Annotated in this window: 9 protein-coding genes; 5 read left to right on the top strand and 4 right to left on the bottom strand. The window is 72.6% G+C overall.

What is annotated here, in order from left to right; genetic code table 11:
• Positions 1-20: 20 nt before the first annotated feature.
• The gene (locus EJC77_RS10540; protein WP_125612383.1) at positions 21-1,031 is read right to left on the bottom strand and encodes a LacI family DNA-binding transcriptional regulator; all 1,011 of its coding nucleotides are present in this window, start codon (positions 1,029-1,031) and stop codon (positions 21-23) included.
• A 210-nt stretch (positions 1,032-1,241) separates the two neighbouring features.
• Between EJC77_RS10540 and EJC77_RS10535 the strand changes: the two genes are divergently transcribed.
• From EJC77_RS10535 to EJC77_RS10515, 5 genes are read left to right on the top strand one after another with little or no spacing between them, the layout of a single operon-like run.
• Positions 1,242-2,681 (top strand): Gfo/Idh/MocA family protein, encoded by a 1,440-nt coding sequence (locus EJC77_RS10535; protein WP_125612381.1) that lies wholly within the window; start codon positions 1,242-1,244, stop codon positions 2,679-2,681.
• The gene (locus tag EJC77_RS10530) at positions 2,678-3,607 is read left to right on the top strand and encodes an NAD-dependent epimerase/dehydratase family protein (protein WP_125612378.1); all 930 of its coding nucleotides are present in this window, start codon (positions 2,678-2,680) and stop codon (positions 3,605-3,607) included. Before EJC77_RS10535 ends, EJC77_RS10530 begins: the two co-directional genes overlap by 4 nt.
• A 9-nt stretch (positions 3,608-3,616) precedes the next feature.
• Positions 3,617-4,525: a 5-dehydro-4-deoxyglucarate dehydratase gene (locus tag EJC77_RS10525; protein ID WP_125612377.1), complete on the top strand. Its 909-nt coding sequence runs from the start codon at positions 3,617-3,619 to the stop codon at positions 4,523-4,525.
• On the top strand, positions 4,522-5,616 hold the full coding sequence (locus tag EJC77_RS10520; protein WP_125612375.1) for a mandelate racemase/muconate lactonizing enzyme family protein: 1,095 nt from the start codon (positions 4,522-4,524) through the stop codon (positions 5,614-5,616). The genes EJC77_RS10525 and EJC77_RS10520 overlap by 4 nt, the downstream gene beginning before the upstream one ends.
• 15 nt (positions 5,617-5,631) lie before the next feature.
• On the top strand, positions 5,632-7,077 hold the full coding sequence (locus tag EJC77_RS10515) for an aldehyde dehydrogenase (NADP(+)) (protein ID WP_125612373.1): 1,446 nt from the start codon (positions 5,632-5,634) through the stop codon (positions 7,075-7,077).
• Positions 7,078-7,124: 47 nt separating this feature from the next.
• On the opposite strand, the gene EJC77_RS10510 is transcribed toward EJC77_RS10515, so the two are convergent.
• From EJC77_RS10510 to EJC77_RS10500, 3 genes are all read right to left on the bottom strand, one after another.
• Entirely contained in the window at positions 7,125-8,216 is a 1,092-nt protein-coding gene (locus EJC77_RS10510; RefSeq protein ID WP_125612371.1) for a M24 family metallopeptidase, read from the bottom strand.
• Positions 8,213-10,225 carry a DUF6807 family protein gene (locus tag EJC77_RS10505; RefSeq protein WP_125612369.1) on the bottom strand — a complete coding sequence of 671 codons (2,013 nt, stop codon included), beginning with the start codon at positions 10,223-10,225 and terminating at the stop codon, positions 8,213-8,215. Before EJC77_RS10505 ends, EJC77_RS10510 begins: the two co-directional genes overlap by 4 nt.
• A 118-nt stretch (positions 10,226-10,343) precedes the next feature.
• On the bottom strand, positions 10,344-12,410 hold the full coding sequence (locus EJC77_RS10500; RefSeq protein WP_125612367.1) for a beta-galactosidase: 2,067 nt from the start codon (positions 12,408-12,410) through the stop codon (positions 10,344-10,346).
• Between the last annotated feature and the right edge of the window lie 33 nt (positions 12,411-12,443).

Raw genomic sequence — 12,443 nt, 5'->3', positions numbered from 1 at the left:
GTCTGTCGTTGAGGGCCGCGTTACCGGGGCGCGGGTCCCGTGCTGCCCCGGACGACGATGTGGGGGGCGAAGACCAGGGCGGGATCGGGGATGTCCGTGTCGTTCAGCAGGGCCCGCATCTGGCGCCAGGCCTGCTCGCCCACATCCATGCTGGGCACCGCGGCGGTGGTCAACGGCGGCGTCGTGTAGGCCGCGAACTGGATGTCGTCGAAACCTGTCAGTGAGACGTCCGCCGGCACGTTCACGCCCCGCTCGTTCAGGGCGCTGAGCAGGCCCATGGCGGTGAGGTCGTTGAAGGCCAGGATGCCCGTGGCGCCGGACGCAAGGACGGCGTCGGCGGAGGCGTGGCCGTCCTCGAACGTCGACCCGCCCGGCAGGATTTGCAGCTCGACGCCGGGGTGGGCGGACATGAAGGTCTCCAGCCCGGCCAGCCGCAGCGCGTTCGACGCGCTGTTGGCCGGCCCGGCCGAAAACGCGAGGCGGGTGTGCCCCAGGTCCACCAGGTGTGCGGCCAGGTCCTGGATGCCCCGGCCGTAGTCCACCGTGAGACTGGGTGACGGATCCGCCGTCGTGCGGTTGACCAGCACCAGCGGGTGCAGGGTCGGTGCCAGCTCGGCCAGCTCGGCGTCGCTCATGCGCGGCGCGCACAATACGACGCCGTCACAGCGCCGGCGCGCCTCGCCGGCCAGGATCGACTCCTCGCTGGACACCTCCGACGAGTCCGCGATCAGCACGCGGTAGCCGTCCTGTGCGGCCGCGCGGCTGACGCCGCGCAGCACCGTCTGGAACGTGGGGTTCCCCAGGTCGGGGACGACGACGCCGATCGTGTCGGTCTTGCCGCGGGCCAGGTTCCGCCCGGTCGGGTTGGGCTGGTAGTTCAACTCCGTGGCCACGGCCCGCACCCGTTCCGCGATGTCCGCGGCGACCGTGAAGTTGCCGTTCATCACGCGCGAGACGGTGGCCAGCGATACGCCCGCCTTCTCCGCGACATCGGAAATGCCCACGCGTCGATTGAGTGTGCCCCTGGCCATCGTGACCCCTTTCGGTCTCCGGGTCGGTCCTGCCCACTGGTGCGGGGTGCGGCACCTGTTGACGGGACGCCCGGACTGTTGATAGAAAGCTTACAACGGTTTGAGAAAACGCTTTCTCAGATCTTATCCCATGCTTCGCCCACGATGAAGAACAGGGTGGACCGGTGACAACGGCCGCCGACGACGAACCTGGAAAGGGCAGTTGACCCCATGAGGAATACAGTGGCATCCCCCGCCGGCGCCGACCAGCACAACCCGGCGCAGGCGGGAGCCGGAACCGGCGCCAGATCCCGGGTTGTGCTGGTCGGCACCGGCTCGCGTTCGGAGATGTACATGCGCGCCATCCTCGGCGCCCACGCCGACGTGGCGGAGCTGGTGGCCATCGGCGACGTCAACGCCGGCCGCGTCGGCTACTACCGCGGCCTGCTCGCCGGGTTGCGCGAGGAGGCCGGCGCGGCGCCGCCCGCGTCCTTTGACCCGGCCGAGCTGGCCGGCGTCATCCGCGGCCAGGCGATCGACCGGGTCATCATCACGACGCCGGACTTCACCCACGCCGACTACATCGTCACCGCGCTGCGTGCCGGTGCCGACGTCGTCGTTGAAAAACCGCTGACCATCACTGCCGACGGCTGCCGGCGGATCACCGAGGCCATCGGCGAAACCGGGCGCAACGTCGTCGTGACCTTCAATTACCGGTATTCGCCGCGCAACAGCGCGCTGAAGCAGCTCATCCAGGGCGGCGCGATCGGCACGGTCACCTCGATCGACTTCAACTGGATGCTGGACACCGTGCACGGCGCCGACTACTTCCGGCGCTGGCACCGCCAGAAGCAGAACTCCGGCGGCCTGCTCATCCACAAGGCCTCGCACCACTTCGACCTGGTGAACTGGTGGATCGACGACGTCCCCGCGCGCGTGTTCGCCTCCGGCGGGCTTCGCTTCTACGGTGAGACGAATGCCGCCGCGCGCGGCCTGGGCGACCGGCCGGCCCGCGGCACCAACGACTCGGGTGGCCATGACCCGTTCGCGCTGGACCTGCGCGAGGACGCCAAGCTCAAGGCCCTCTATCTGGACAACGAAGCGCTCGACGGGTACATCCGCGACCAGGACGTGTTCGGCCCCGGCATCACCATCGAGGACAACCTGGCCCTGGTGGTGGACTACGACGGCGGCCCCACGCTGAGCTACTCGCTGAACGCGCACAGCCCCTGGGAGGGCTACCGGGTTTGCGTCAACGGCACCGAGGGACGGGCCGAACTCGAGGTCGTGGAGCGCGCCGCCGTCGTCACCAGAGGGGACGCGAAGACCGTGCTGGATCCCAGCGCCACGCCCATCGAGGAGGACGACGCCGTGCGCCGCAACGGCGAGCGCCTGGTGGTCCAGCGGCACTGGGAGGCCGCCCGCGAGGTGAGAATCGTCAACGGCGAGGGCGGGCACGGCGGCGGCGACGTGCTGCTGCTTTCCGACCTGTTCAACGGCCCCGGCGCGGACCCGCTGGGCCGCCCGTCCGGCTATCTGGACGGCTTGCGGTCCGTGGCGGTCGGCATCGCCGGCAACGAATCGCTGGCCACCGGCCTGCCCGTGCGGATCGCGGACCTGGGCCTGGGTGCGGACCTGTCCAAGCGGGACTCCACGCGGGACCGGGCATGAGCACCATCCTCGTCACCGGCGGATCCGGGCGGTTGGGACGCAGCGTCGTGGCCGGATTCGCCGCCGCCGGGCACGCGGTCGTCTCGATCGACCGCGACCCGCTGCCCGTGGACCCCGCGTTCGACGGCGTCGTCCAGGAATCGGTCGACCTGCTCGACGCCGCGGCCGTGCGGGCCGTCATGGCCCGGCACACCCCGGACGCGGTGATCCACCTGGCCGCCATCGCCGTGCCGTTCAGCGCCCCCGAGGACGTGATACTCAAGACGAACACGCTGCTGGCGTACAACGTGCTGGGCGCCGCTACCGAGGCGGGCGTCGCGCGGATCATCACGGCGTCCAGCCCCACGGTGCTCGGCTATGGCAACCCGGCCGGCTGGTTGCCCGAGGCTTTCCCGCTGGACGAGCGCACCACCCCGAGGCCGTGGAACGCGTACGCGCTCTCCAAGCACATCGCCGAACAGGTCATGGCCATGTTCGCCACGGCCGACACGCGCGGCCTGCGGTACGCGGCGTTCCGCCCCTGCTTCGTCATCTCGCCGGAGGAATGGGCCGGCGCGCCGACGCAGCAGGGGCACACGCTGGCTGAACGGCTGGCCGACCCCGCACTGTCCGCCCCGGCGCTGTTCAACTATGTGGACGCCCGCGACGTGGCCGACTTCCTGGCCGTGCTGCTCGAGCGCATGGCGGACATCGAGAACGCCCAGACGTTCTTCGTCGGGGCGGCGGACGCCCTGGCCACCGAGCCGCTGGCCGCGCTGCTGCCGCGCTTCGTGCCCGGCAGCGCGGCGCTCGCCGCCGGCCTCACCGGCACGGCGCCGGCATTCTCCATCGCCAAGGCCCGTGCGGTCCTCGGCTGGGAGCCCACGCGCAGCTGGCGCACCGAATTGTCCACCACCCCCGCCGCGGTCTCCGCGATCGCCCGCTAGGAGCCTTCCATGGAATTCAACGGAGTCCTGTTCTTCCCCGTCACCCCGTTCACCGAGACCGACGAGGTCGACGTCGCCCTGCTCAAGGAGCACATCGCCTCCCGCCTGCCGCACGGGCCCGGCGGCGTGTTCCCGGCCTGCGGCACGGGCGAGTTCCACGCCCTGGCCCTGGAGGAGATCGGCACCGTGGTGCGGGCCGCCGTCGAGGTCGTCGCCGGGGCCGTGCCCGTGGTGGCCGGTGCCGGCGGGCCGCTGGGCCACGCGCTCGCAGCCGCCCGGGTGGCCGAGCAGGCCGGCGCCGACGCGCTGCTGGTGCTCCCGCCATACCTGGTGGGCGCGCCCGTGGCCGGGCTCATCGCCTACGTCGAGGCGATCGCCGATGCCACGCCCCTGCCGGTCATCGTGTACCACCGCGCCAATGCGAGGTTCACGGCCGACGCCATGGCGGCGCTGGCGGCCAACCCGAAGGTGATCGGTTTCAAGGACGGCGTGGGCGACGTGGGCGCGGCCCAGGAGATCGTTTCCGCCGTGCGGGCCACCGGGCGCACCGACTTCCTTTTCTTCAACGGCCTGCTCACCGCGGAACTGACCCAGGGCGCCTACCGGGGCCTGGGCATCCCGCTGTACTCGTCGGCCGCGTTCGCCATGGCTCCGGAAATCGCGACGGCGTACCACCGCGCCTACGTCGACGGCGACGAGGACCGCCGTGCGGCGCTGCTGGAGGGCTTCTACGTGCCGCTGGTGCGCCTGCGCGACGAGACGCCCGGCTTCGGCGTGTCCCTCATCAAGGCGGGCCTGCGCCTGGCCGGCCTGCCGGTGGGCTCCGTCCGCCCGCCGCTGGTGGACCCCACACCGGAGCAGGAGGTCCGGCTCAAGGCCATCCTGGCCAAGGGCCACGAGCTGGCCGGGGCCCGATGACTACCACCATCACCGGACTGCGCACCCGGCTGCTGACCGTGCCGTTGCGGCGCAGCTGGGGTGCGGAGGCGCCGGAGAACCACGTGATCGTCACCGACGTCGAGCTCTCCGACGGGGGCACCGGCCACGGGTTCGCCTGGACGCCGACGATCGGCCCACACGCGGTCAAGGCGCTGCTGGACCACGACATCGCCCCGTTCGCCACCGGGCGCCCCGCCGAGCCGGAAGCCGTGTGGGATGGGCTGTGGCTGCGCCTGCACGAGGCCGGCGGCGGCGGGCTGACCACCATCGCCATGGCCGGGCTGGACCTGGCCCTCTGGGATGCCGCGGCACGGCGCGCCGGCACGTCCGTGGCCGGCCTGCTCGGGCAACGCCGTGACTCCGTGGAGGTGTACGGCTCCGGGGTGAACCTGCACTACCCGCTCGCGGATCTCGTGGCGCAGGCCCGCCGCTGGGTGGCCGCCGGCCACGAGGCGGTGAAGATCAAGGTGGGCAAGCCCTCGATCGCCGAAGACATCGAGCGGGTCGCCGCGGTGCGGGACGTGATCGGCCCGGACCGGCGGCTCATGATCGACGCCAACCAGCGCTGGGACCTGCCCACCACAGTCCGCGCCCTGGCCCGGCTGGAGCAGTTCAACCTGCACTGGCTGGAGGAGCCGATCCGGGCCGACGACCTGTGGGCGTACCGCCAACTGCGCAAGCACTCACCCGTGCCGATCGCGTTGGGCGAGAACGTCCACACCATCTATCGCTTCCGCGACTTCATCGAGGCCGCGGCCGTGGACGTCATCCAGCCCAACATCGTCCGGGTCGGCGGCATCACGCCATTCCGGCGCATCGTGGAACTGGCGCGCACACACCACATCGCCGTGGCGCCGCACCTTTTGCCGGAATTGTCCGGGCAGCTGGCGTTGACGCTGGCCGACGCCGTCGCGGTCGAGGACGTCGAGGACGCCTCCTTCGACCAGCTCGGCATCCTGGCCGGACCGTCCCCGGTCACCATCGGCCACGGCCGGCTGACCGGCACCGGCGCCCCGGGCCTCGGGTTCGATTTCGCCGAGACATTTGCCGAGACCACCACCAACCTATAGATCCCGGGAACACCCATGGAAACCGTTACGCAAGACCTGGCCACCGTGACCGCCGCCGCCCGCACCGCCGCAGGACCCGCCGCGGCGGCCACCGACGCCGAACGCGCCGGCTGGCTGCACGCCGTGGCCGACGCGCTGGACGCCAACACGGCCGAACTCGTGGCCCTCGCCGACGCCGAAACCCGGCTGGGCCCGGATCGGCTCACCGGCGAGGTGGCCCGCACCACCGGCCAGCTGCGCCTCTTCGCCCGCGTCATCACGGAGGGCTCCTACCTGGAGGCCGTGATCGAGCACGCCAACCCGGATTCCGTGCCGCCGTCGCCGGACCTGCGCCGCATGCTGCGCCCGCTGGGCCCGGTGGCCGTGTTCTCGGCGTCGAACTTCCCGTTCGCGTTCTCGGTGGCCGGCGGGGACACGGCGTCCGCGCTGGCGGTCGGCTGCCCGGTGATCGTCAAGGCGCACTCCGGGCACCTGGAACTGTCCCGCCGCACCGCCGGGATCGTGGCGGACGCCCTGGCCGCGGCCGGCGCCCCCGACGGCATCTTCGCCCTCGTCGAGGGCCGGGCAGCCGGCACCGCGCTCGTGCAGGACCCGGCCGTCCAGGCGGTCGGGTTCACGGGTTCGATCCCCGGCGGGCGCGCCCTGTTCGACCTGGCCGCCGCGCGCCCGGACCCCATCCCGTTCTACGGTGAGCTGGGCAGCCTGAATCCCGTCGTCATCACCCCGGCCGCCATCGCCGCGCGCGGGGCCGAACTCGTGACCGGCCTGGCCGGGTCATTCACGCTGGGCGCCGGGCAGTTCTGCACCAAGCCGGGGCTCGTGTTCGTCCCGGCCGGCACCTCGTTCGGCGCCGATCTGGCCGCGGCGCTGTCCGACGCGGCCCCCGCCCCGTTGCTCACCGACCGGATCGCGCGGGCGTACCCGCAGGGGCTTGCCGCGCTGGCAAGCCGGCCCGACGTCGTCGTGCTTTCCGGCGCGACCGCCCAGGATGCGGTGGCGGACGGGGCCGCGCCGGTGGTGTTCGCCACGACGGCGGCGAACGTGATCGCCCGGCCGGCGGAACTGCTCGAGGAATGCTTCGGTCCGACGACGCTGCTGGTCGAGTACCGGGACGACGCCGAGCTGGCCGCCGCGCTGGCGCTGGTGCCCGGCAGTCTGACCGCCACCATCCACGCCGAGGAGGGGGAGGACGTCGGTACCCTGGTGGCGCAGCTGTCCGGGCTGGCCGGGCGCGTGCTGTTCGCCGGTTGGCCCACGGGCGTGGCCGTCAACTGGGCACAGCAGCACGGCGGGCCGTGGCCGGCGACGACCTCGCTGTTCACGTCGGTGGGCGCCACGGCGGTGCGGCGGTTCCTGCGCCCGGTCGCCTACCAGGACGCACCCGCGGCGCTGCTGCCGGCCGCGCTGCGAGAGGACAACCCGCTGGGCATCCCGCGCCGAGTCGACGGCGTCCTGCAATAGTCCAACCATCCGGGTTATCCACGGTTGCTTCGGCCATGGTGGCGCCGCTACAGCTGGAGGGTGACCGGGCGGGGGAGTCCGTTGACGTCCGTCACCGGCCAGCGCGGATCCATGCTCAGCGGCCGGATTCCGGCCGCCTCCAGCAGGACCGTGTCCTCGATCTTCACGCCCGGCCCGGACGGATTCCACGTGAACGGCTGGTTGGCCACGACGGCGTCGGCCACGGCGTCCGTGGCCCGCGGGTCCCGCCCGGCGTACCCGGCCGGGCCGCCCTGGTGGTGCAGCCGCCACTGGTCCGGGCCGAAGCCATGGCGCTCGTAGGAGCGGCGGATCGCGGCCAGGATGTCCCGCACGGCTGCCCCCGGCACCGTTGCGGCGAAGATGTCCGCCTCAACGGCCGCGATGCGCGCCTCGGCATCCAGCTCGTCCGGGGTCGAGGCGTCGAAGCGGACCCAGCGGGTGACGTTGGCGATCATGCCGTCCCGGCGCGCGCAGACGACGGCCATGGCCCGCCGGCCCAGGACCGTGTCCGTCGGCAGTGGGTGGCGGAATCCGGACCGGGACGCGCCGTTCGCCAGCAGCACCAGGGGATCGGCGCCGGCGGCGACGATGCGGCCGCCGAGTTCGGCCACCAGGCGCCGCTCCGTTGTCTGGGGCGTGACCCCGGTCAACACGTCGGTCAGCACCGCGGAGGTGTCCCGGCACAGCGTCCCATACCTGGCCAGCTCGCCCGGCAGCAAGGCCCGCCGGGCCAGGCGCAGCGGTTCGGCCAGCTCGGCCTCCGCCGCGGGGGACACCCCGGGGCCGTACCAGCAGGCCACATCCGTCAACGACCCATACCATGGCACCTGGTGGATCTCGACGCCGACGGGCACCTCCTCGGCGGCCAGCCGGGCAGCCTCGTTGTTGAACGTGACCAGGTGGTCGCCGTCGCCCGTGACGAGCACGGCGGCCACCGGATCGCCGGCCAGTGAGATGCCCACCCGGCTGCCGTCAAGGTACCAGCTGACGGCCGTATGGCTGGTCAGCAGGACACTGTCACGGCCGGCACGGGCCAGGATCTCCAGCACGCGGTCCCGTTTGGCCGCGCGGTCGAGCACGGCCTGCCGGGCCGGCGACTCGACTCCCGCGACGCTCATCGCGAGCCCGTCCACGTGTCGATCTGGTCATTGCCGACGGTGCCGTCGGCCACGATGATGCCGACGGAGCGGGTCAGCGATTCACCCGGTTCCAGCCGGACCGTGGAGTCCCAGGCCAGGGCCGAGCCGACTCCCGGGTAGCCCTCGACGCGCACGAACCACGGATCACCGTCCTGTGCCGTGAACACCAGGGTGGCCGGGCCGTCGACGAACTGGCCGCTCCACGCCAGCCACGGGGCGCGGCTGCCGCGCACGGCGTCCTCGCCGGCGCCGTTGGCAGTGCGAACGTACACGCCGCGGCAGGCGGGCAGCCGCCAGAAGAATCCGCCGTAACCGCCGCCCTCCCGGCCGTTGGAGCCCGGGCTGCCCAGGGTCACGGCGTCGGGTCCAGCGGGCGTCAGCGTGAATGTCACCTCCAGCCGCCAGGCCGCCGCGTCCAGCGCCCGCCAAGACCATGTACGGGTCTCGACCAGCAGGTCCACGCCGTCGGGGCCGGTCCAGGTGAGTGCTTCGGTGCGGGCGGTGGCGGTGGCGGACGCACCGGTGAGCGTGATGCGCCCGTGGTCGGGCCGCCACACGTAGCCGGTGGTTTCGCGCCGGTAGGTCCGGCCGCCCCAGAAGTTGACGCCGTTGACGTCCTGGATGGCGACGCCGGCACCCAGGTGCCAGGCGTGGTCGGCGGGCATGGCGTCGGTGACGGCCACCCCGGCGATGGTGGTGACCGGGTGCAGGTACGGGCGCGGGGACAGCGTCGGAGCCACGGACCCGCCGCCGGCCTCGCGGGCCAGCACCCGGCCGTCGAGGCTGGCCACGGCGGTCGTGGGGGCGGGCCGGGCCCAGGGGGCGCCGAGCTCGCTGAAGGTGGCGGCCGCCGTCGTCGCCCGCTGGATCCACTCGGCGATGCCGGCGACCACCGGGTGGGCCTGTTCGCCCTCGCCGACCCAGGTGAGGTGCCGGGCCGGGATCGGGGCGGGGTCCTCGGCGGTGCGCACCGCTTCGAGCACGCGCATGAACGCCCCGCTGTTCGCCAGCGAGGAGAGCAGCGGCGTGCCGTCGGCGCGGTGCGCGAGCAGGTTCTCGAGCAGGTCGGTGCGGCCGTACGTCTCGGTCCGGGTGCCGGCGTTGTCGGTGACGGTGAGGATGTCGCGGGTGTAGTGGAACACGGCCGTGCCGGCGGTGCCGTGGACGGTGACGAACGGGTCGCCGTCATCCGCCGCGCATACGGTCAGGGCACTCACGACGGCGGGGCCGGCCGCCGGCTTGATGCGCACCACGGACGTGTCGTCGCCTTCGATGTCGTGGGCCCGGTACAGGTCGGTTTCCACGCTGCTGATGGCCTCGGCGGAGTCGATGCCGGCGATGTGCAGCGCCGTGGCCACGGCGTGCGCCAGCGGGTTGGTGGTCACCCCGTCCACCACGTCCACGCCGTCCAGGGTGCGCCGCCCCGCCCAGCGCGAGCGCCGGTAGTAGGCCTTGTCGCGCACCCACTGGCCAGTGGCGGAGACGTGCCGGATGATGCCCAGCGTGCCGGCGTCGACGAGGTGGGCCAGCGCCGGCAGCGCCAGTGAGCCCAGGGATTGGAAGCCGATCTGCACGCTGCGCCCGGCGGCCGCGGACGCGTCACGCAGCTGCTCGAATTGGGCGAACGAGGCGGTGGCGGGTTTTTCCAGGTACAGGTCCGCGCCCGCGGCCAGTGCCGCCAGCCCCAGGACCGCGTGTGTGTGGATGGGCGTGGCGATGATGACGACGTCCGGGGCCACGCCGGCGCCCAGCAGGGTCTCGAGCGTGTCGAACACCCTTACGCCGGGGCCCAGGCGCCCGGTCTCCGGCGGGTTCGGGTCGGCCACGGCCACCAGCTCCAGCACCCCGGCCTCCGCGAGCCGGTCGAGGTTGGCCAGGTGGTGGGCGCCGAAGCCGTGCACGCCCACCAGGGCGATGCGCGGCCGCGGCGCGGGGTGCCCGGCAACGGGCGCGTCTCCGGTGTGGGGCGAGGTGTTGGTGCTGGTCATGCGGTCTCCGTTTCTGGGGTGGGCGGCGCCTGCAATGTGGTTTCAGAGTACGTGAGAAAGCGTTTTCTCGCATCGTCTCGGACAAAAAACACGGCGGAATCCGTGGCCGGGACCACCGTCAGTCCTCGGCGACCACGGCGCAGCCGCCGGCAGCCACGGTGCCCGTGAAGCGCCCGCCGCCCAGCAGCTCCCGGCCGGACGCGTCGACGGTGGCCTCGGACCGGCCATGGTTGAGTGCGAACAGGTACGACCGGCCGTCCGGATGGCGCCGGCGCACCAGCTCCACACCGGGCGCGGCCGCGGCCGCCGGCGCCACGCCGGACTCGGCCAACAGCCGGTCCACGAGCCGATCCAGCGCGGCGGCATCCGGCCGGGTGGCCAGGTACCAGGCGGTCCCGGCCCCGGCCGCATGCCGCGTCAGCGCCGGCACGCCGGCCAGCGGGTAGGAGGTGAAGGACGCGGGCGCCTCGGCCCCGGCCAGGCGTACCTGTTCGCTCCAGACCGAGCCGGTGCTGCCGTCGTCCAGCGCCACCGTGCCGCCGGCCGGCAGCGGGTGGAACTCCTCGACGCTGACGCCCAGCAGGTCCCGGAACGCGCCCGGGTAGCCGCCCAGCCGGACGTGGTCGTGTTTGTCGACGATGCCGCTGAAGTAGCTGACCAGCAGCGTGGCGCCGCGCCGGGCCGCGGCGGCGATGTTGGCGGCGGCACCGTCGTCGACCGCGTACAACGTGCACACCAGCACCAGGTCGTAGCCGGACAGGTCCGCCGCGGGGTGCAGGACGTCGGCCGTGACGCCGCGCCGGAACAGTGAGCCGTGGAAGTCGCGCAGCATATCCAGGTAGCGCACGTCCGCGCTGGGGTGCGAGTCCAGTTCGGCCGCCCACCAGGCCTCGTAGTCGAACACGATGGCCACGCGGGACTCGACCAGGGAACCCTGCACCTCGGCCAGCCTGCGCAGCGCGGCGCCCAGCTCGCAGACCTCGCGGAACACGCGCGTGTCCTTCCCGCCGTGCGGCACCATGGCCGAATGGAACTTCTCGGAGCCGGCGAAGCTCTGGCGCCATTGGAAGAACATGACGGCGTCGGCGCCGCGCGCCACATGCGCGAGCGAATTGCGCAGCATCTCCCCAGGCAGCTTGGGCCGGTTGCGCGGCTGCCAGTTCACGGCCGACGTCGAGTGCTCCATGAGCAACCAGGGCCGCCCGCCGGCGATGCCGCGCGTGAGGTCCGCGCTGAACGCCAGCTCCACGTGGTTGTCGGGATCGGCCGCGACCAGGTAGTGGTCGTTGGCGATCACGTCCAGGTCCCTCGCCCAGTCGAAGTAGTCCATGGACCGGGTGGCCGAGGACGCCATCAGGTTGGTGGTGGCCGGCACGTGCGGGGTGACCTCGCGGAGCACGGCCAGCAGCGCCCGGTAGTAGTCGATCAGGGCCCACGACGAATAGCGCTGGAAATCCAGCTGCTGCCCCGGGTTCAGCGTGCTCGGGGCCACCCGCGGCGGCTGGATCTCGTCGAACGACGCGTAGTGCTGCGACCAAAACGCCGTGCCCCAGGCGTCGTTCAGCGCCTCGATGGTGCCGTGGCGGCGCGCCAGCCAGTCGCGGAACGCCTGCGCGTCCTCGTCGCCGTAGAACTCGGAGACGTGGCAGCCGAGCTCATTGTCGACGTGCCACAGGGCCAGGGCCGGGTGGTCCTTGTAGCGTTCGGCGATCACGCGCGTGATGCCCGTCGCGTAGCGCCGGTAGGCGGACGACGACGGCGTGTAGTGCCGCCGTGAGCCGCCTCCCAGCACGGTGCCGTCGGCGGTGACGGGCAGGATCTCCGGGTGCTTGCGCACCAGCCATGCGGGAGGCGCGGCCGTGGCCGTGGCCAGCGCCACCTTGATGCCGGCGCCGGCCAGGTTGTCCATGACCTCGTCGAGCCAACCGAAGTCGTACTCGCCCTCACGCGGCTCCAGCAGCGCCCAGGAGAAGATGCCGACGCTCAGCAGCGTCACCCCGGCCTCCTTCATCAGCACCAGGTCTTCGGCGTGGACCTCGCGCGGCCACTGTTCCGGGTTGTAGTCGCCGCCGAAGGCGATGCCGCCGGCGTTGGCCCAGAACCGGGCGGCGAGGGCGGGGTCGGCGGCTCGGGTCTCGGGCGCGGCGGGCGTGACGGGCGCGGCGGTGCGGGTGTCGGCGGACATGGGGCTCCTCGGGCGTCGGCTGGGATCCGGCCG

The sequence above is a fragment of the Specibacter cremeus genome, assembly GCF_003946885.1.
Taxonomy (GTDB): domain Bacteria; phylum Actinomycetota; class Actinomycetes; order Actinomycetales; family Micrococcaceae; genus Specibacter; species Specibacter cremeus.
Note: the sequence above shows the minus strand (reverse complement) of the source record. Positions and strands in the feature narration are given on the sequence as shown.